Source organism: Pedobacter sp. ISL-64, assembly GCF_018613605.1.
Classification (GTDB): Bacteria; Bacteroidota; Bacteroidia; order Sphingobacteriales; family Sphingobacteriaceae; genus Pedobacter.
The window spans coordinates 149,895-171,055 of sequence record NZ_JAGGPU010000002.1; the positions used below are offsets into that span (position 1 = coordinate 149,895).

General features: G+C 39.7%; 18 protein-coding genes. 13 read left to right on the plus strand and 5 right to left on the minus strand.

Annotated features, from left to right (window positions below):
- Nucleotides 1-249: 249 nt before the first annotated feature.
- Both J7E57_RS03250 and J7E57_RS03255 read left to right on the plus strand, forming a co-directional pair.
- A complete protein-coding gene (locus J7E57_RS03250; RefSeq protein WP_215125170.1) occupies nucleotides 250-1,071 on the plus strand; it encodes an SDR family NAD(P)-dependent oxidoreductase in 822 nt (273 codons plus the stop codon).
- A gap of 65 nt (nucleotides 1,072-1,136) precedes the next feature.
- On the plus strand, nucleotides 1,137-2,024 hold the full coding sequence (locus J7E57_RS03255) for a helix-turn-helix domain-containing protein (RefSeq protein ID WP_215125171.1): 888 nt from the start codon (nucleotides 1,137-1,139) through the stop codon (nucleotides 2,022-2,024).
- 84 nt (nucleotides 2,025-2,108) lie between these two features.
- Here the strand turns inward: J7E57_RS03255 and J7E57_RS03260 are convergent, their stop codons facing one another.
- The 3 genes from J7E57_RS03260 to J7E57_RS03270 are packed head-to-tail and all read right to left on the minus strand — an operon-like array spanning nucleotide 2,109 to nucleotide 5,957.
- Entirely contained in the window at nucleotides 2,109-2,345 is a 237-nt protein-coding gene (locus J7E57_RS03260) for a hypothetical protein (protein ID WP_215125172.1), read from the minus strand.
- An 11-nt stretch (nucleotides 2,346-2,356) separates the two neighbouring features.
- Nucleotides 2,357-4,978 carry a S8 family peptidase gene (locus tag J7E57_RS03265; RefSeq protein ID WP_215125173.1) on the minus strand — a complete coding sequence of 874 codons (2,622 nt, stop codon included), beginning with the start codon at nucleotides 4,976-4,978 and terminating at the stop codon, nucleotides 2,357-2,359.
- Complete coding sequence (locus J7E57_RS03270) at nucleotides 4,971-5,957, minus strand: AAA family ATPase (RefSeq protein WP_215125174.1); 987 nt, start codon at nucleotides 5,955-5,957, stop codon at nucleotides 4,971-4,973. Before J7E57_RS03270 ends, J7E57_RS03265 begins: the two co-directional genes overlap by 8 nt.
- A gap of 1,437 nt (nucleotides 5,958-7,394) precedes the next feature.
- Between J7E57_RS03270 and J7E57_RS03275 the strand changes: the two genes are divergently transcribed.
- The 4 genes from J7E57_RS03275 (at nucleotide 7,395) to J7E57_RS03290 (ending at nucleotide 11,653) form a co-directional block, all read left to right on the plus strand.
- A complete protein-coding gene (locus J7E57_RS03275) occupies nucleotides 7,395-8,033 on the plus strand; it encodes a hypothetical protein (protein WP_215125175.1) in 639 nt (212 codons plus the stop codon).
- A complete protein-coding gene (locus J7E57_RS03280; protein WP_215125176.1) occupies nucleotides 8,030-8,890 on the plus strand; it encodes a nucleotidyl transferase AbiEii/AbiGii toxin family protein in 861 nt (286 codons plus the stop codon). The genes J7E57_RS03275 and J7E57_RS03280 overlap by 4 nt, the downstream gene beginning before the upstream one ends.
- 753 nt (nucleotides 8,891-9,643) lie before the next feature.
- Complete coding sequence (locus J7E57_RS03285) at nucleotides 9,644-10,582, plus strand: amidohydrolase family protein (RefSeq protein ID WP_215125177.1); 939 nt, start codon at nucleotides 9,644-9,646, stop codon at nucleotides 10,580-10,582.
- Between the two features lie 171 nt (nucleotides 10,583-10,753).
- Nucleotides 10,754-11,653, plus strand: coding sequence for a hypothetical protein (locus tag J7E57_RS03290; protein WP_215125178.1), 900 nt, complete (start codon nucleotides 10,754-10,756; stop codon nucleotides 11,651-11,653).
- Nucleotides 11,654-12,577: 924 nt separating this feature from the next.
- Here J7E57_RS03290 and J7E57_RS03295 read toward each other — a convergent pair.
- Together J7E57_RS03295 and J7E57_RS03300 are read right to left on the minus strand one after the other, a co-directional pair.
- Nucleotides 12,578-13,096: a cupin domain-containing protein gene (locus tag J7E57_RS03295; protein ID WP_215125179.1), complete on the minus strand. Its 519-nt coding sequence runs from the start codon at nucleotides 13,094-13,096 to the stop codon at nucleotides 12,578-12,580.
- A gap of 425 nt (nucleotides 13,097-13,521) precedes the next feature.
- Complete coding sequence (locus J7E57_RS03300; RefSeq protein ID WP_215125180.1) at nucleotides 13,522-14,160, minus strand: Crp/Fnr family transcriptional regulator; 639 nt, start codon at nucleotides 14,158-14,160, stop codon at nucleotides 13,522-13,524.
- 361 nt (nucleotides 14,161-14,521) lie between these two features.
- On the opposite strand from J7E57_RS03300, the gene J7E57_RS03305 reads away from it, so the two are divergent.
- From J7E57_RS03305 to J7E57_RS03335, 7 genes are all read left to right on the plus strand, one after another.
- Nucleotides 14,522-14,971 carry a cupin domain-containing protein gene (locus J7E57_RS03305; protein WP_215125181.1) on the plus strand — a complete coding sequence of 150 codons (450 nt, stop codon included), beginning with the start codon at nucleotides 14,522-14,524 and terminating at the stop codon, nucleotides 14,969-14,971.
- 214 nt (nucleotides 14,972-15,185) lie between these two features.
- Nucleotides 15,186-15,686 carry a DNA-3-methyladenine glycosylase I gene (locus J7E57_RS03310; protein ID WP_251029780.1) on the plus strand — a complete coding sequence of 167 codons (501 nt, stop codon included), beginning with the start codon at nucleotides 15,186-15,188 and terminating at the stop codon, nucleotides 15,684-15,686.
- A gap of 28 nt (nucleotides 15,687-15,714) precedes the next feature.
- Complete coding sequence (locus tag J7E57_RS03315) at nucleotides 15,715-16,626, plus strand: helix-turn-helix domain-containing protein (protein WP_215125183.1); 912 nt, start codon at nucleotides 15,715-15,717, stop codon at nucleotides 16,624-16,626.
- A 115-nt stretch (nucleotides 16,627-16,741) separates the two neighbouring features.
- Nucleotides 16,742-17,548 carry an SDR family oxidoreductase gene (locus tag J7E57_RS03320; RefSeq protein WP_215125184.1) on the plus strand — a complete coding sequence of 269 codons (807 nt, stop codon included), beginning with the start codon at nucleotides 16,742-16,744 and terminating at the stop codon, nucleotides 17,546-17,548.
- Nucleotides 17,549-17,796: 248 nt separating this feature from the next.
- Entirely contained in the window at nucleotides 17,797-19,944 is a 2,148-nt protein-coding gene (locus J7E57_RS03325; RefSeq protein WP_215125185.1) for a xanthine dehydrogenase family protein molybdopterin-binding subunit, read from the plus strand.
- 67 nt (nucleotides 19,945-20,011) lie between these two features.
- Entirely contained in the window at nucleotides 20,012-20,485 is a 474-nt protein-coding gene (locus tag J7E57_RS03330; RefSeq protein WP_215125186.1) for a (2Fe-2S)-binding protein, read from the plus strand.
- Entirely contained in the window at nucleotides 20,482-21,114 is a 633-nt protein-coding gene (locus tag J7E57_RS03335) for a hypothetical protein (protein ID WP_215125187.1), read from the plus strand. Before J7E57_RS03330 ends, J7E57_RS03335 begins: the two co-directional genes overlap by 4 nt.
- The last annotated feature ends 47 nt before the right edge of the window (nucleotides 21,115-21,161 follow it).

Sequence of the window (21,161 nt, forward strand, 5' to 3'; positions counted from 1 at the left end):
TTATAGGATTCTTTCGCAGTAAATAGTTAGCCTGCGTATTTCAGCAAAAGTGGGGAAGAACCAGTTTTGCCGAAACTCCCAAAGAATCCTTTAAATATTTAATTACACACTTCCTTGAATTAAAAGCTTTCTTATCAAGAAGACTTTTCGTAAAATTATATCTAGTAAAAATGTATCCTTATTCCAGTATTTTGTATAAGAGCTATTAAGGTTGTCCTGCCTAGATTTGCAGTACTAAAATTATACAGTATGTCAAAAACAATTTTTATTACGGGTGCAGCCCGTGGGTTTGGAAAAATATGGGCAGAAGCCTTTTTGGACCGTGGCGACAAAGTTATTGTTACCTCAAGAAATATAACTGCATTACAAGATCTTGCAGAAAAATACGGTCAGGCTGTACTACCGCTGGAATTGGATGTAACTGACCGGACAGCTTGTTTTGAGACTATTTCAAAAGCAAAGCTTCATTTTGGTAAAATTGATATCATAATCAATAATGCCGGCATAGGGGTTTTTGGAGCAGTAGAAGAATTAGATGAACGGGCATCAAGAGATATTTTTGAAGCAAATTTTTTTGGTACTTTATGGATTACTCAAGCCGTATTACCTATTTTAAGAGAGCAAGGCCACGGACATATTTTACAAGTGTCAAGTGCTATGGGTATTTATTCATTTCCAACAGTAGGTATTTATAGTGCCTCTAAATTTGCCGTGGAAGGACTTAGTGAAGCTTTATCTCAGGAAGTGAAAGGTATGGGCATACATATTACTCTTGTAGAACCTAATGGATACGCCACCGATTTTAACTCTTCATCTGTTCAGAGTACTTCTATTTCTGCCTATGACACCATGAAAGCAGAACTATACGCCAATCCCGAATTTACTGCCGGTGATGTATACGGTGACCCAAATGCGACAGCCGAAGCAATTTTAAAAGTAGTAGACTCGCCTACACCTCCTCTACGTTTGTTTCTCGGAAAGAAAGCACTTCCTCTTGCAACGTATTTTTATACGGATAGATTGACTAACTGGGAAAACTGGAACGATGTTTCAGTTAAAGCACACGGCTAATATAAAAAATGTAATTTTACTAACAATTAACCCATGTTCAGGCATGGGTTTAAAATAATATTTTTATGCATTTCAAGAGTTTAAACGACGTCCATCGTTGCAATAATTATCCCGAGCCAGAAAATCCGCTTCTTACTCTTTTTACCTGTAATCCGCTTCGTAGCCTTTTTACATATGAAGTAACCACAGACTTTTACATTATTGCTTTTAAAAAGTTCAGCTCAGGTGACATTCGATATGGCAAAACTCGTTACGATCATCAGAGCGGATCGATGTATTTTCTCAAACCAAATCAAACCATTAAGCTAAAAGATATAGCATTAGACGGCGAAGGTTTCGAAATCTGGTTTCATAAAGATTACCTAATTTCACATACGTTGCATTCTGCCATAACGAAGTATAATTTTTTTGATTATGAACTCAATGAAGCACTACACCTTTCAACAAAAGAGCAACAGACAATATGGGATCTTTTTAAAAAAATAGAGTGTGAACACCATAACAATCAGGATGAGTTTACCAGAGAAATTATTATTGGACATATTGAATCGATTCTTAAGTACTCGCAAAGATTTTACAAACGTCAGTTTATCAACAGATTCATTCATTCAGGAACGATATCTACCAAATTTAACAATGCCTTGGTCTTGTATTTTGAAAAAGGGTACCTACAGGAAAAAGGTTTACCAACAGTGGCATTATTGGCTAGTGAACTAAATTTGTCTCCACGATACTTAAGCGACCTTCTTAAACAGGAAACAGGCAAAACAGCAATGGATATGATCCAAATCTTTCTAATTTCAGAAGCTAAAAATTTGCTCAGCCAAGGTAATTATTCAGTAAGTGAAATTGCTTATCTGTTGGGATTCGAGCATCCACCCTATTTTTCACGCTTGTTTAAAAAAGAAACTGGTACCAGCCCAAGTCAATATATAAAAGTGCAGTGGAACTAAATACTGAGAATGTAATTGGTTTCCATCTAAATTAAAAAGATTTTGGTGTTTTATTATTATTTAGCAGATATTATTGTGCTCAAGTTATTTTGATTTGTTATGGTGTGTATTAAGCCCCATATTGGTCACAGGCCGTACTTTTAAACTAACAATTGAATCCGTTATGTAACGTCTTCCTTCAATATCCCTTCCATTATCAGAACCTCCTTGTCGCCAGGCCATTGAGTGGAATTGGAATTTCACCAATAAGTCATAGCACATTTCTTCGAACTGTTTCCAATCAAGCCGCTCAAAATTTATATCATCTTCGTGAAATATCATCAATAGCCTATTTATATTCTTTCACGAATACGTTGTTGAAGCCTTAATTGTATTTCCTCATAAATCATGGTATGTACGTTTTCCCTAATTTCGAGTGTAACTGCCAAGGCGTATTTGATGGATTCTTGGGTTGATAAGCCAGAAGCATCTTCTCTGCAACTTACTTTTATATTAATCGTATCACCATCTTGAAAAACATCTGCGTACTCTCCAGTAAGCACATCATGTTGAACAGTTCCCTTACGCCCTAACTTGAAATCATGGCTATTTCTTGAAAGTGCCAAATGCCCATTATTTTCAAGGTTATCAAAAAACAAATGAGCTTTTCTGTATTGAGCGGTTTTAAAATTCAACGGGCTTATCCATGCCAATGATATAGCTAACCTTTTGTCTATATTCACAGTACCCAACGATGGGGGCAATGGAAAAGAATAGGTGTGCGCATCCTGACCAGTACGGGTAGTTAATTCACCAAAACCAATTAATGTAACACGGTGATCGGTGCAATACAATATCTTTTCACTATCGACTGTACCATAACCTAAATATGGATAGATATTTCTTTTAACAGTTTGCGGCGAAATACCTGGCAATGTGCGAATGATCTGTGTGATTATTTCTTGTGCTTCTCCCCAACTTGATCCATGTACAAGTAGTGCCTTAAGAATTACAGTAAAATATCCATCAGGTATTTTTTGATCATTAGGTAATTCAGTATTCAGTTCGAGCAACATTTCGTAAAGTTTCGCGCCAAGATTAGAAGTTAATGCTGCTGCGTTACTGGTGCCGGTTAAATAGCCCACTTTCTGCGTATCACCGGCAGAACCAGGCATGGCCGCTAAATTCCCAGGGGGGTGTACAATAGATTCTCCTGTTTCAATTCTCAAATGTGTTTTTTCAGGATCTGCCTGGCGGATATGTTTTCTAAACAAATGCCTGCCCCCCGCCATTAAAATATCAGGTTTAATAGAATTATTGTATCCAAATCCAATTCTGCTAATCGGGCTTAATAAAAAAGGACTTCCGATAAGGTTCTTTCGTTGCGGAAAATTAAAGGGACCATGACTATCATCATGTGAGGAGCCTACAGTAATCGAGTTAATCGACTCTGCAGGTGTTAAAATTTTACGATCAAAGTTGCCTTGAATCATTTTTCTTAGCGTAGCAGTTTGCACATCCGCAGCGCTTGTCTGATCAAAATCGGCCTCAGGAATATCTAATACAATGTCATCAACCTTATTCCCTGCACTAATTATAAATAATACATTGTACCTATAAGACAACCAGTCAATTAATTTTGCCCAAGTACTGATATTTTGATGAAAAGGTCGAAAAGGGTCGCCAATAGAAAAATTAATCAGTTTAATTTGCGGTGCCGTCGGCGGGTTTCCTTCTTCCCCCTCAAACATCCGCCTTACTGCCCGATGGATAAGGTCAATAGGCAATTTATCATCCGGTAGAAATTCACCGCCGGACTGGTTATTTGCTATAGGTTTCAAAATTGGCCTTACATAAATTGGCCTATTTAAAGGAGCTGACTCGTCGCTCAAATCACCATTTATTATAAGCGATGCCATTGCCGTTCCATGAACCCGGTTCTGCGCTAAATAATTCCTTGCAAAATCATCGGGATCGTCAACGTTTATCTTTCCAACTAACAAAGCATGGTTTTCAAGTGGCAGCCCGTCAAGTAATGCTACAATTGGATTTAATCCGGGTTGACCTTCAGCCGCTTCTCCGTTATAGTCGAATAATTGAGGCTCTTCAGAAAGATCAAAAATAGTTTGACCTACCGGACGAAAAAACAAAATCTGCTGTGATTTTAGAAAGGTAATATTTGTGTTTTCAGTCAAATCGTCGAAACTGCCAATAGGAGCCTCGGCAATAAATGCATGGTAAGCAATTTCGGATATGATGACACGAGAGTTTTCAATAATCCTTCCATTATTTTGCTGTAGCAGAGTGTTCACTTCTTCGTAAGCCCGTGCATCCTTTGCAGCATTGTTCTTAAAAGCCAGTTCGATTTCGAATTTCACCGGATCAACCTCAAGCAGGCGCATCTCATCTAAGTAATCTTGCAGCCCGGTATCATAAATGCGATCAGCAATGCTATATGGTCGCAAATCTTTTAATCGATCAAATAGCACTCTAAACCTACTTGTATTACGTACAAAATTCTGCTCGTCCCTGTCTAATTTATATTTTTCCCAATAGGTACGGAGTTCTCTCAATGCCGCTTGATTGGTCATTGTAAGAAATAACCGCGCCCCAAAGCGCTTATTGGTCCGCGCTCCATTACCGTCAACGGTATAGAAATTTTCGTCGGGATCTATTTCTGACTGCAATTCTCCCAAAAATTCCATACCGGGTGTAGCGGCAACTGCTCGAAAAAAATCCTTAAGATCACCAGCGACTTCCAATACCAAAATCATTTCTGCAACTAAATTAGCAGGGTTGGCACCTAAGTACGCGGTTTGATTTTCAAGCATACGGTCTAATTCCGAAATTCGATTTTCAAATTTTTGAACTTGAGCTTCTTTTCCAGGGTAGTTGATATTGTCAATAAACGGCTGAAGGGTGTCACGGGAACCGGATGATGCCCGTGGAAAGATAAGGAGAGGTTTTTTAGCCATTTCGCAATTGGTACTTATTGGATATTTGGTTTAGGGATTCATCAACTATTTTTTTTACGTCAACTTCTGGAAGCGACAATATATACTTCCGTTGAATATCCAATACAAATTCCTCTATTTCAGAGAAACTTAACCCCTCCAATTTTCCCGATATAGTCTTATGAGAATGCTCTAAGCTATATTTTACACGAGATTCAAATTTTTTAAGCCAGTTTTCAATCATTAACCGGTCTGGCTTTTCAAGCTCCATGCGGATTTGAAAACGGCGCCAAACTGCTCTGTCCAATAGTTCGGGGTGATTAGTTGCCGCAACAACCACCACATAACTGGGTAAACGATCTATTTGTAATAGCAATGAACTTACCACACGCTTAATCTCTCCCGTTTCATGAGTATCCCCCCGTTCTTTACCAATGGCATCAAATTCGTCAAAAAACAAAACACATTCCTGTGTCCTGATAAAATCAAACATAGCTTTAAGCCTTGACGCAGTTTCCCCCAAGTAACTTCCAATTATCCCATCATACCTGATTACATAAAAAGGCACCATAAGGGATTGGGCAATACCTTCAGCTAATGAAGTTTTGCCATTTCCAGGAGCACCTGCCAATAAAACACGGTTTCTCGGTTCTAAATTATAGGAACGTAGCAAATCGCTTCTATGATGCTCCTGAACCATTTCATCAATAATCCCTCTATTTTCCCGCTTCAACACAATATCATCAAGAGATTTACTTGGATAAATCCTAAAGAGAAAACTCTCCAGCTTTTCATCTAGTAATGTTTTAGGGACAACCTTAGAGCTTTGATCCTTTGAAAACTGCTGATTTTTGAGAATATCGGCTAACTGGTCTGCAACAATGTGATGCTGCTTGTTGCGCTCCTCTGCAATCAGAGACTCTACGACCTTGGTAAAGAGATTTTTATCTCCAGCGCTCCCGGCTTTAACCAGTTTTAATAATAGATCAGCTCTTGCCATGAAGGATATGATTGAGTGTTAGGCTTTAGCCAAAATCGTAAATAATCTGCAAAGATTAAAATATTTACTCATATAAAGTAACATTATTTTAACGGCTTTCGAAGTAAAATGTTATCAACAACTTGACACAAAGCAACAATGGCATAAAATGACTTATCCACTGTTATAAGTATCTTGCTGGTCGTCTCCGGTGTGGTTGTTTTAAATTTCTTTTCAAAGACAAACGCACACTAGAATAAATTAATAATTCATTAAAGCATCAAATAGGGTGCTTCGGGTTGTATAAGCATATACCGGAGCGAAGAGGTTTTGAAAGGTAAAAAACAATATGTTGTTGTTATTGACCCCTCGGACAAAATGCATTTTACCGAAGCAAAACATATCATGAAGTATTCGTTCGCCTGTATCCATACCAGCCCGGACCAAAAGAAATCATCAGCTCTTTTTTAATCAATTTGTTTTCGCGTAAGAGTAATAAAACCACTCATGCTTAAACCTTCTACTGAATACCTTGCCGAGCTTACAGGTTACGCAAAGAGGGGAATGGCGATTATGGTGAGTGAGGTATTTGGGAAAAAAGAAAAAGGTATGACATAATCTCAATATAAAAAAACCGTAACAAATACGTAACGGAGCAAAATTTTGAGGTTTCAAAAATAGTTCGTAAATTGCTTCTGTAAGTCAGAAAAGCACGTTTTGCCTCATATAAGGGCGGTTAGACTAGAAGACTCATAATCTTCTAGTCGTTAAGTTGGTCAAGTTTTTCTGCTGAACCGCTAAACTCATAACTTCATTAATTAGGAAGTTGATCGAGCAAATGAAATTTATTGTGAGAGCGTTTTGTCTATAAAATGCCCATTTAATAGAACTGAAAAAAAATCCTTGCTGTGGATTTGGAAAAATATACCAGCATTATTTGTATAACCATCTTGAAGGAAGACCAACTTGAACCGTAATATATTATACTTCTTTACGCACCTTTTCAGCTGCATAATAAGTACTCAAGCACCAGTTTTTATGATATTCAAAATAAGCTATGCTGTCTAGAAGCTGTGGATATTTTAGCAGCATTTGTTCTGCATACCTCCAGCGGTTTTCTCTCTATCTATTCTGCTATCCGCTTGTTTTACCGGCCAGTCGAGGTAATGGCCATATTCATGGAGAATATTCCAAATTATATTTAGTGGATGCAATCTCTTCTACATCAAAAAAGTTTGGACAATCATGTCTGTCTAACCGAATTGATGTAATTGTGAAGGCTAAAATTTCCCGAGTACAAAAACATCGAATCTTCTAGCTTTAATATATTGTTGAAATAACATAAGATAAACGACTTTAAATCGTTTATCTTGTTAATATTTTGCATATTTAACTATTTTATGTATTTTTGAAATAAGATAAACTAAATAAAATCGTTTATCTTGTTGATATTTTACAATGGATATTCAAACAGCATTAAGAGCACTATCTAACCAACCGCTGACCCACCAGCTCCTGGCAGGCCTTTTGAAAGACTATAAACGGCCGAACGATAAAATATTAGCTTTAAAAGCAGATGGCCTAATCGAACCGGTCAAAAAAGGACTTTATATAGCAGGTAGGTCCCTTGGCGCTGAACGACCTGAAAGCGCACTGCTCGCCAATCATATACTTGGACCAAGCTACCTTTCAATGGAAAGTGCGCTCGCCCATTACGGGCTAATTCCGGAGAAAGTTTTTGCGGTCACTTCAATGACTACAAAAGCCTCTAGGAAATTTCAAACCAACATTGGACTATATAGCTATACCAACCTGCCATTGCCTTATTACGCATTCGGTCTTGCTTCCGTGAGCCTGTCTAAAGACCAGCAAGCCATAATGGCAATCTCCGAAAAGGCACTATGCGATAAAATAGCTACAACATCAGGCATAACCTTAAGAAGCCAGTCTTCTGCAAGAGATTATGTTTTTGGAAACCTGAGAATGGAGGAAGAAGATCTAGCTAAGTTTGATCTAAATGCGATGTTAAGCTGGCTGGAAAATGCACCCAAAAGGGAAAGCCTGGAAATGTTAATCAAAATGATCGAAAAAATATGATAAAGGAATGGCTTGAAGATTATCATCCTGCAAACAGGGAAGAAGCTAAAGATGCATTGAGGGAAATCATGCAGGAGATTACACTGGGGGGACTTAACCGTGCCGGTTTTTTTGAAAAGGCGGCATTTTATGGCGGAACTGCGCTCAGGATATTTTACGGGCTAGACCGATTTTCAGAAGATCTGGATTTTTCTCTGCTTGCCGTTGATCCGGATTTTTCACTGGAAAAATACCAAGATGCTATCATAAATGAGTTCGCCGCCCTAGGGATGCAGGTATCTATTTCGGAAAAACAGAAGACAGCGAAGAGCAACATCAACTCAGCCTTTCTAAAGTCGGAAACCATTTGGAAGGAACTTGTGTTGGAGGGTGTTATCCCGCAAAATGGGCTCAAGGAAGTGGCCAGTATCAAGATCAAGATAGAAGTGGATAAAGAACCGCCATTGGGTTTCTCTACCGAAGAAAAATTATTGGTCAAGCCTTTTTCATTTTACGTGAAGTGCCTGTCGCTTCCCGATCTTTTTGCGGGAAAAATGCATGCATTGCTTTTTCGAAAGTGGGGCACGAATGTAAAGGGGCGGGACTGGTATGATATGGAATGGTACATCAAAAAAGGATATCCCCTCAATCTCGATCATTTCCTGCTAAGGGCGACCGATAGCGGCGACTGGAAAAAAGAGACCATCAACGAAGAAGAGTTCAGGAAATTATTGAGCGAAAAGATCGAAAGTGTTAAAATGGACTTTGTCAAAGCTGACATCTCTAGATTTATAAAGGATCCAAAGGTACTTGAAATATGGTCCCCAAGTTATTTCCACGACCTGAGTGCAAAACTAAAAATCAATACATCAAGTTAAGCTCTAGACCTTGTGGCTTTGGAAAAATTAAAACCAGAAGCCATGTATTCAAAAGAATCTACCAAATTTGTTAATAATTAAAAGCCGTTACAAATATTTAACGGGATTTCTTTGATAGCTTGTAACCGATTGGTTAAGATGTAGTTAGATGCGGGTAGCCTCCGTTTTTAAATCAGAGGCTCACTAGCTATTTTCTTTTCTTTCTTCTGGGGATTCCCAATATGATTTCGGCGAGGTACTTGTTCGAACCGTTGTGTAGATAATTAATTTGTCGCATTTTTTTTATTTACTACAATCTTTGATATTCATAATAACATCTTTGAAATGAGTAAAATTAATTGTTTTTGGCGGTGCACATTTGTGTTAGTAAATCAGCTAAAGCATAAAAATCATGAAAGTGCAAATTACAAGTATCCAACTGCCTCAAGGTCACATTTAATTTCTATTACGAAATCTAACGGAATCCCTGACACTTGAAGCACAATACGGGGAGGCATGAAATGGTGAATGCAACTCGACTGACCCTAAAATTACCAAACAAGGCGCATCTGGGAAACCATTGTTGAACGGGTCTCTAAAGGGAAATTAATTGAGTTTAAAACGTAGGTGTAATTGCTCAGATCAATCTACAAACCAATTTGGGGTAAAATATTAAACACTTTATTACCTCCGGTATAGCCAAATTAGGTGATTGTTTAACTAATATTTAATGGCTTTTTTTGGTGCAGTTGAAATTTTATTATTTATTGCAAAATGCATATACGTTATTTGTTTGCCTGTTTTTTCTGTATAATCTTCTCTTTTACTTTTGCCCAAAGTAAGCATACTCCCCAACATAAAAACTATCGTTCTGGATTTCCAATAATTGACATGCATTTCCATTCCGACTGGTGGGGGATGCCTGAGGTCGAAGAACCGCTATCCGGATTTAAATCTCAAAAAGATCGAAAGACCTATGTTGCCGAGAGCTTTAAATACTTGGATAAATACGATATTGTAAGAGCGGTAACTGATGGCAAATACACCCGGGATTACCAAAAAATAGCCCCTGAGAAAATCATTCCTGCGCACGGTAGTTTAGGAGCGCCCGTCGACTCCCTAAGAAAATGGTTCAAAAGTGGGAAATATTCGGTGATGGCTGAGTTCGAACCACAATATTCGGGTTTTTCTCCAAGTGATAAGTCATTGGATCCCTACTATGCACTTGCAGAAGAACTGGATGTTCCCCTTGGAATACATGTTGGCTTAGGTCCTCCGGGAGCGCCTTACATAAAAGGTCTAGAGAAGTATAGAATGAGTTTAAGCAATCCTTTACTTCTGGAAGATGCGTTAGTGAGGCACCCCAAAATTAGACTTTATGTAATGCACGGCGGATGGCCGTTCTTGGATGAAATGGTTGGACTGCTTTATGCCCATCCTCAGGTCTACATTGATATTGCTGTAATCAATTGGGTATTGCCAAGAAAAGAGTTTCATCAATACCTTCGACGCATAGTTGAAGCTGGCTTTGGAAATAGAATCATGTATGGCTCCGATGAAATGCAATGGCCCCAGTCTATACAGGTTTCTGTTGAAAGTATATTATCCGCTTCATTTTTAACTAAGAAACAAAAGGAAGACATCCTCTATAAGAATGCCGCCCGGTTTCTTAGGCTGAGTGATGAGCAAATCAAAAAAGATAAAAAACTGTGACGATCGGTTACAGTCAAAACGACACATGAGTGAGCCAGTCAGCATATGCCATCGGATTAAAAATCACATAATATCCAAGATTCTAAAAGATATTGCAAAAAAAAACAGGTTTTATCAGTAGCATAAAACTTTCTAATCTATAATCTAATGATAACTATATTTTACACCACTATGAAAATACTATTAACTTGCGCATTAGCGCTACTACTATGCCTGAATGCTAAAGCCCAGACTTCAACTAACTATCCCTTGGACCGGGTGATGCCTGCTCCGCAGAGAGTAGTCGCCATGTTCAAGGACGATGGTATGAAGCCCTTTGTGCACGAGCTGACAGCGGCCGATAAGGAGAAAGTGGAACAGGCATTCGCAATTCTGCCGCCGTTGCACCAAAGGATACTGAAAAAGCATTTACATAGTATCACTTTTCTGGACAGCATGCCAAATACAGCTCTGACCGCGGATGCTGACACGGCTAAAGCCCTGAAAACATTTGATATAATTTTCCGTGCAGGAATCCTCAAAGAGTCGCTTTCAGACTTCGCAACATGGAAAGAAAATACTGGTTTTGATTCTTCAGGCAATTCAGGCTTTTCCGTGGAGGTAAACGCAGGTGTAACCAATGCCCTGCAGTATGTACTTTTGCATGAAGCCACCCACATTGTGGATAAGGTCTTGGATCTGACGCCCTCTGTACATGACATGAATGCCAGCTTCTCGCATACGCCATCCACAATGGGCATCTGGCAGCATCATACAAAAGTCGCCAAACAATTTAATCTTCCCACACTCGAAAAGAGTCGCTTCAGAAGTGGAAATTTATTACCCGTTCAATTCGCATCAGAAGTTTATAGGGATTTGAATAAAACGCCGTTCCCTTCGCTTTATGCGACCTCCAATTGGCATGATGATATAGCTGAATTGCTGGCTATATATCACATGACCAAAAAACTTAAGCAACCATATTTTGTCGTTGTTAAGCAAAATGGGCGTGTGGTGTATAAATACGAACCAATGAAAAACCAGTTAGTCAAAAAACGACTCAAACAACTGGATATGTTTTACAACAGTTAGACCTTTATTCAGCCGTTAAGTTTTGTAAAAATTGAACGGTTGAATACTTTGTTGCTGATTCTATTTTTTATTGAATATATCGGGCATATTTATTGAAACAGCCACGCCGGTTGAGGATAATTTTGAGTTTCCATAAACAATATTGGTTAGTGGGATTTTAACAAAGGGGGTGATGCCAATGTTTATGCGCCCGCTGATTTTTCTTTGGAAAGTGGCACCAATATTGGCAACACCAAGAAAGTGTTGATTCTGATTGCTTACCTGATAGCTTTCGGGGCCACCGGCGTACAGGTTTTGATAAGAATAGTCATATTTTCTTTGAGCATTAAGTAACTGGAAAGCCCCGTTGTAATGACTATTGTGTTTTTACCATTTCCCAATAAATTATAATTAACATTTATAGGTATATCTAGCACGTCACAGTTCGCATGAATATTAATTGGCTGATTTTTAAAAACATAATTGCTCTGAGGGTTATATAGGCTGAAATCAGAATCATAGATTTTTTGGCATATGTAGCCCCTGTTGTAATACTCAGCCGTCTGGTAATGACAAGGGTAGGCTCTATTCCCAGGCCTCCGCTTAGACTGCTCCGGCCAACGGAACTATAAAATGGTATCCGAAAACCTTATGCTGGAATAAGCTCAGCCCAAGCAGCATTTCCATTGCAGCAACAAATAATAATAAACTAACTTGCTACGGCGAGAGATTAAATGTCGATGCCCACAACTTTTAACAATTCCTGTGAAATTAATCTAAAACCTAGTCTTAAAGTCAATCCCTATATTGTTATGACCGCATAGTATTAGGTTTTTGTGTCCCCTTTTTATTTGATCGTGTTTCAGATTTCTTTGTTCAAATATCTTAATAGCGATGATTTAAGATTGCTACAATGCACATGCTAATAATTTATTAGGGCAAACATTAACTAAGTTGGGCTGGCCCGTTCAAATAAATCAATCCGCTTTTTTTTGCTAAATATGGCATTTTATCTGTTTCTGATATGATGGGCGTCGCAATGGTCCCAAAACTATCTGCCGGCTGCCCGGTAACGCCAACTAGTTCTGCAAAGCTTGCCCCTGAATAAAATAGAAACATTCTCGCTGTTTCATTCTCCGAATTAACTATGTTATGAGGCGTATTTCTAGGGATGAATAAGCTTTGTCCCGGACTTAGAACTATTATAGCGGATCCAACATTTACACGAACTTCTCCTTCTAGCAAATGAATAGTTTCGTCTTCAGTACAATGCAGATGTGAGAAACTTTCCGTTCCGCTTTGCATAAAAGCCTCAATAATTGAATAGCCGCCAATACTTTGCTTAGTTGAAAGGTGTATGTCCATAATGGTCGATAAAAAAGCATACCTCCCTGGGTTAGTGACATGCTGCATTGTTTTTTCTTTAGGGATTTTGAAATGTGGATTATTATGTAACTGATTCATATAATTGCTATTTTCTCGTAATTTATTGTTCTTATTAGAGTGTTCAATGAAATCTTCCTATCGGGGTTCGATCATAAATAATATTGATACAAAGGTTTGCTTTATATCATTATGTTATTATCACCAAAATTGGTGATTTCAATCACCCACATATGCTTGGCTTATTAGCTCAGAATAGCTCTCTAAATCCTGTCTTCACTTTACGAAATATTACCTTGCAACTTCCCTTTCCTTAATGGGTTATCGGATCGAACTTGTAATGTTGTCTAATGTTCTTGAAAGTCCGATATGATTTTTAAAAATTATATCCAAAGGCAAGAAAAAATCAAAAAGTAAAATACGTGAAAAACAGTTAACCCTTTAGTATTAAATGCTGAAAGCTGGCCTGAAAATAGTAACCCTTTAAAGGCCATCGCATGGAAATATTATATCTGCCTGCGTATACGGCTTAGCGATTGGGGGGTTATGCCTAAATAAGTTGCAATATCGATCAAAGGTACACTTAATGCAATTTCAGGTTGGGTTTTTAATAAGAGTTTATAACTATTTGAAGCATCCAATGAAAGCAGTGTATCCTTTCTGGTAATCATCTCAGCCATCGACAAATGCGCAATGGTGTCGAGTAAACTCCTGAAATCGGGGATGAGCCGGTAAAGTTTTAAAAGGCCGACTTTATCCATCACCAGTACCTCACAATCCGTTGCCGCCTCCAGACCATGCACCGCCGGAGTTTCATTATATAAGCTGTACAAAAATGACATGAACTGGTTTGGTGTCATAAAATAATATACGCCATTTCTCAGCTCCTCTTTTTCTACTGTTATCTTCATTATACCGGCATTGATAAAGTACAGCTTATCAGCGATTTCGCCCGGCCTGGAAAGTACTTCTCCTGCCTTAATCCGCTTGAGCTGAAATTCTGAGCTTATCAGCCCGATGTCTGTCTCGCTAAGTTGCGGATACGTTTTTAAAAAATTAATTAGCCCATTATTATTTTCCGAATCACGGGAGTTTTTGCAGCTGACAAGCGATTCGATTGGTGCTGCGTCATTATTTTTAATCATAAATAATCGTTTCCGGATAAATTATAAAGGGATGTTTGTGCATTGCTTACTGGCATTTTACAAAGAGACAAAGCCGCGATAAAGCAAATAACCTGAAAATAGCCGTGAGAAAATAATAACGTGTTAAGAGCCGATTTATTTTTCATGACTATGAATTTTGATGAGATAAATCTTTGTAACCATTTTAATCACCGGATTTGCGAGTCGCAAAATTAACCAACTTATTCAGATCATCTCAATGTATTCTGATAGGCAAAAATTGGATAGCGTTCCAGTTTTTTCATTTCTTAACATTTGTTCAGTTGTATTCCGCACAATTCCGCAGAACTTTGCCGCAATTATTAATTATAAATCTATTATTATGAATTCATTTTGGTTATTCAATTCTAAACTGGAAATTATTGGCGACCTGGAACGTACAGGTACCAATTTTGATGTTGTAGAGGGCGTATTTCCTCCCGGAACCCAGTCCCCTGTTCACATTCATTCGCAGTATTCAGAAACAATTTATGTCGTGGAAGGAAATTTAACCGTATACGTTTCTGGTGAAAGTAAGGAACTGAAAGCTGGCGATACCTATTTTATCCCTGTAAACGTGCCACATTGCTTAACAAATCCATCAACCGACCTTCCATGTAAGGCGCTTGCGGTAGCCTCCACCAACGGATTTTCAAAGTTAATCCGGGCTGTAGGCCTTCCTGTTGTGGAAGGGGAAGATAGCCCGACTGGTCAGCATGATATGGCCCTGGCTATGCAGATAATGGCAGAGGTTGGAGACAGCATCGTTGCGCCGCCGGGAGCCCGCCCGTAAGATTATTTATGGAATATACAATGCTGCCCAGGGAACTTTGTCCTTGGGCAGCAATTGAACAGAATTATCGGGACGTTGTTTTGGCTACATATCATGCAGATTTGACGAATTTTACCATTCGGATAATCGCCAACTTTGACCCCGAACGCCAAAAACACGCCAATCCATGTCTTACTGTAGTTATTTAAATACCATGTCCGGGCCACAAAAGGAATTGCATAAAGCCTATCACGATAACCAATACGGTTTTCCAATACACAATGATGATGAATTATTCGCAAGACTGATTCTGGAAATAAATCAGGCCGGTCTGAGCTGGGAAACTATTTTAAAAAAACAGGATAGTTTCAGGGATGCCTATCAAAACTTTGAAATCTCAACAGTGGCAGCTTTCGATGAATATGATCGCGCAAGGCTGATGGGAGATCCCGGAATTATTCGCAACAGGTTGAAAATTAATGCCGCCATCGAAAATGCCAAAACGATTTTAATTCTTAAAAAAGAATATGGGTCCTTTGAAAAGTGGCTCGACAGTCATCATCCTAAGCCGCTACAGGACTGGATGAAAATCTTCAAAAAAACCTTTAAATTTACCGGCGGCGAAATCGTGAATGAGTTTTTGGTTAGCACCGGCTATCTTCCCGGAGCACATCATGTAAATTGTCCCATATTTCAGCAGGTTGTAAAATCAGCTCCAGCATGGAATCGAAAATAATATTTTCCGGTCGGTATATCAGCTTATTATGAAAAATTCAAAAGTCACCCACCTAACCAGTATATCCCGAGCACTTCGTGAATTAGGACTTCCACAACCGAATCACCCTTTAATCGCTCTGGTTGATTATAAGGATATTGATATCAAAGCCGAAGATGCGGACAAGTCCTTTGTTTTTGATTTCTATAAAATTTCTTTTAAAAAGAATTTCGCCGGCAAGATCAGATACGGTCAGGGGTATTATGACTTTGAGGAGGGCGGACTCTCCTTTACCGCACCCAATCAAATCATATCCAGAACGCAGGATGAAGCTGACTACAGTGGCTATACACTTTTATTTCACCCCGATTTTATTCGCAATTACCCCCTTGCAAATCATATTAACAATTATGGTTTCTTTTCCTACTCGGTTTCGGAGGCATTATATCTTTCCAATAAAGAAAAGAAGATTATATTTTCCTTGTTTGATGCCATGATTGTCGAACTGGATACTAACATTGATAATTTCAGCCAGGATGTGATGATTTCGCACATTGAGTTGCTTTTGAACTATAGCAATCGGTTTTACAACCGGCAGTTTATTACGCGCAAGGCCGTAAACCATGATATGCTCTCCCAGATGGAGGCTTTCCTGTCTTCATTTTTAAATGACGAAATTGCTTTATTAAAGGGAGTTCCGACCGTCCAGCACCTTGCAGATCACCTAATGGTTTCCCCCCGTTATCTGACAGACATGCTCAGATCCCTCACCGGACAAACTGCTCAGCAACACATCCATTCCCATTTGATTGAAAAAGCAAAGACAATACTCTCCTCAACGGATTTAAGCGTATCTGAAGTAGCTTATAAGCTGGGTTTCGAACATCCCCAATCTTTTAATAAGTTCTTTAAGCAAAAAACCAATAACTCTCCTGTAGAATTCCGCCGGTTGTTTAACTAACCAAAACCAATCAGTTAGATAATTGCGTTTTTTTGACTTGAACATATGCTTTTTTGGCTACATAAATTCAGCCGATAACCTCGATTTTTGCTTAGTAAAATAATACTAAGAGACAATGAAAACTATATTTATTACCGGTTCCTCAGCAGGTTTGGGAAACGCAGTTGCCAGAACCTTTCAGGCAAATGGATGGAAAGTGATTGCCACGATGCGCAATCCCAAGAATGATAAAGAATTGCAGCATTTGGAGAATGTAACCATTCTGCCCCTGGATGTAACTAATAATGAACAGATTCTGTCAACGGTTGAGCAGGTTATGCAGTCCGGCACAATAGATGTCGTGCTCAATAATGCAGGATATGGACTTACCGGTGCCCTTGAATCTTATCCCGATGAGGCGATTGTAGACCAGATTGGAACAAATCTTCTTGGAGCAATTCGCGTCACCAAAGCATTTATTCCATATTTTAAAAAACAAAAACATGGCCTTTTCATCAATACCACCTCTATCTTCGGTATCGTTACAGGTCCGGTAGGTTCGGTTTATAATGCTACAAAATGGGGTTTGGAGGGCTGGAGCGAAAGTATGTCCTATGAACTTTCAATATTTAACATTGGCATTAAAACCGTTGCGCCAGGGCTAATCAGATCAAATTTCATAAATGTTATGGAAGCCTTTTCACATCCCGATTATAAAAACTTGAGTGAGAAAATGTATAACGTTTTTCTGGGTGGAAAAATTCTGGATTGGAGCGAGCCGGAACTCATTGCGGAAACTGTTTATCAGGCGGCCACGGATGGTAAAGACCAATTGCGCTACCTCGCAGGAGATGATGCAATTAAACTTGATAAATTGCGTAGCGAATTGGGAAATGAGGGTTTTAGAAAACATATTATTTCCCTGATGAATGCTGAGCAATAACAAGTAATGTATTCAGCTATACATCCATGATAAGCCTTTGAATTACGGGATTCAAAGGCTTATTTCTATTTTTAATATGTTATCCCCGTTTCGTTTATTTCGATTGTGATCCTCGAATCTTTGAAAGGCATAAAAAATAGAGTTGATATTGATAATTAAAAACGAATACCTACTGGTAATTTTGGATATGGGGCTAACTGCAGCTCCTGAATTAGATTAGGGTATTTTTTAGCTAAAAATCACGAATCATGGAAGATATATCTAGGCGGCATTTTATTGCAAGCGCGACAACGGCCGGCTTGGCCTTATGGCTGGGTTTAACTTCGGAAGGTAACCTCTATAAAGCACTTGATTTGGCTTCGGTAAATTTCAGTCCTTTTATTCTTATAGAAGCCAGCGGGCAGATCACTTTGTTTAATACCAAACCTGAAATAGGCCAGGGAACTTTCCAGTCCTTTCCAGCATTAATTGCTGAGGAACTTGAAGTATCGCTGGACGAGGTCACCATTAAACAGACCAACGGTGAGTACCAATTCGGGAATGCCCAGCGCTCAGGGGGAAGCGCGTCGATCCGAAATTCTTATCTTCCCATGAGAAAGATTGGCGCAGCAGCACGGGAAGTATTGATTAAAGCGGCAGCCAAGACCTGGAATGTACTAGAGTCTGAGTGCTTCGCCCAAAGGGGAAGCATTATCCATGCACTAACAGAACGAAAGCTTTCCTACGGCGCGTTAATCCAAGAAGCCGCTAAGCTTGATTTGCCGGAAAATCCAAAACTTAAAGATCCCAAATATTTCAAGATTCTTGGAAAAATGTCCAAGAGACCTGATATACCGTTAAAGACAAACGGCAGTGCGGAATTTGGAATCGATGCGATCGTTCCAGGCATGTTATATGCGGTGGTATACCGGAGCCCGGTAATCGGTGGAACCTTAAAAAGCTTCGATGCAACTGAGGTGATGAAAATACCGGGCGTTGTGAAAGTCGGAACCGCAGAACGTATCGTTGGGGTATACAATTATACGGGAGTCGCCATCATTGCTACCAGTTACTGGATTGCCAATAAGGCAAAAGAGAAATTAATAACCCATTGGGATAACAATGGTTTTGATAAGTTCAATACCCTGGACTATGAAGCTCACCTTCGGGTCCTTGCAAAGCAAGCCGGAATTGTGGAGAAATCAGTAGGTAATGTAGATGATGTTAATCTGCCTCCAAATGGTTATCTGGAAGCCTTCTATGAAACGCCCATTATTGCCCATCATGCTCTTGAACCTTTAAATTGCACCGCACAGGTTAAAAAGGATAAAGTTGAAATCTGGACCTCTACACAGGTTTCCAGCGCAGTTACCGGAAAAGGTGCCGGGGACATGCACGTGCAAATTGGATTTGCCCCGGAAAATATTACCCTGCATTCTTTATTTGTTGGCGGAGGATTTGGAAGAAGGCTATCAATGGACTATATCGTTGAGGCCGTTAATGTAGCGAAACTGGTTGAACAGCCTGTAAAAGTGATATGGTCAAGAGAGGATTGTACCCAGCATGGCCCTTTTCGACCCATGACTTTCTCAAAGCTGAAAGGAGGGCTTTCAGCAGAAGGGAAACTGATTTCTTTCGAACATAAAGTAATCAGTCCCTCACTTCAGCAATCCCGCGACAATAGTTTCGATCCTTCAAAGGTCGATCTGGCAATGATGGAAGGTATATCAGAGCAGGCTTATGAAATTCCAAATATGCGAAACTCCTACGTAAGGGCAGACCTCCATATCCCAGTCTCGCCCTGGCGCTCGGTGACCAGTTCAACAGTTTCATTTGCCCAGGAAAGTTTTATCGATGAGCTCGCTTACAAAGCTAAAAAAGATCCAATGGATTTTCGCCTTGAACTTCTTCAAAAGCCCTCGGATGCAAAAAAAGTACTCTTGAAATTGAAGGAACTTTCCCAGTGGTATACAAAATTACCCAAAGGTAGTGGGAAAGGTGTAGCTGTATGGGAGTTCTTTGCCGGCCTTGGTGGGCAGGTTGTGGAAGTTACCTGCCACAAGGACAAGACCATCACGATCGACAGGGTAATCGCGGTTATAGACTTAGGGGAGGTTGTTAATCCGGATAATGTTATAAATCAGATGGAAGGCTCAGTAATTATGGGCCTGGGTGCTGTGACAAAAGGTGGAATCAATTTCGTTAACGGAAAGGTTGCCGAGCATAATTTTTATGATAGTCCACTGCTTAGGGTAAATGAAATACCCAAAATCGAAGTTCACATCCTTACTGACGGTGGCAAAGTCAAAGGAGTGGGGGAGCCGGGGCTGCCGCCGTTTGCACCCGCGCTTGCCAATGCAATTTTTGCAGCAAGCGGGAAAAGATTCCGAAAGCTACCATTCAAGTTAATATTATAAACCAGTAAGCTGGAAATTTGTAAATCTAAATTCCTGCAAGAGCTTACCGACACTAAAATTAATGACCATGATTTCACTAACTGTAAACCAAAAAATCTACCAGCTGGATGTTGACCCGGAGATGCCCCTGCTTTGGGCATTGAGAGAAGTAATAGGTCTGACCGGCACTAAATTCGGTTGCGGGGTAGCGCAATGCGGTGCCTGTGTAGTTCATTTGAATGGTGAGGCAGTCAGATCGTGTGTCACTAAATGTGATCGGGCGAACCACCAGGCGATAACAACCATTGAAGGTCTTTCCAAAAATAATGATCACCCTTTGCAACTCGCCTGGAATGAGGAGAATGTGCCGCAGTGCGGCTATTGTCATTCCGGACAGATTATGTCTGCCGCGGTATTACTTCGCGAAAACCCTAGCCCGACCGATCAGGATATTGATGATGCAATGGCAGGAAACATCTGCAGGTGCGGCACTTACCCCAGGATCAGGAAAGCCATACACCTCGCAGCAAAACTAAATGGTGGAAAGGGGGATTTAAAATGAAATTCTCGGCTCATAAATCTGGTTACAAAAAAACGATAGCCTTAAGTGTTATTTTTTTAGCCATCACCATAATGGCTTTGGCTTTAAATGTAACGGAAACGCCACCCTTAAATAAACGGTCTCCAACGAAAATACTCAAAGATAGCATTGCGTCAGTAACGGCATTTAAAAAGGTTTATCGGGTGCTGATGAGTCCACGGTGCATGAATTGTCATCCGGCAGGTGATATTCCGCTTCAGGGTGATGACAGCCACCTCCACACCATGTCGCCAAAACGCGGATTGGAAGGTAAAGGGCTCTATGCGATGAAATGTTCAAATTGTCACCAGCCGAGTAATTCTCCAGGACTTCACACGCCCCCTGGGAACCCTAATTGGCATCTGCCACCGGCGAATATGAAGATGATATTTCAGGGTCGTTCTCCATACGAGCTGGCCAAGCAACTTATTGACAAAAAACAAAATGGTCATAAGGACCTTCAGCAATTAATTGAGCATGCCGATGATGGATTGGTGCGCTCCGCCTGGAATCCGGGACCGGGGAGAACAAAACCACCTTTAAGCCATGCAGAATTTAAAAAGACCTGGAAAGAGTGGCTATACAAAGGCGCATACGCGCCAAAAAAATAGAAAGCACATTTGGAATGTAGTTCTGCTAATAAATTGTCACCAGAGAA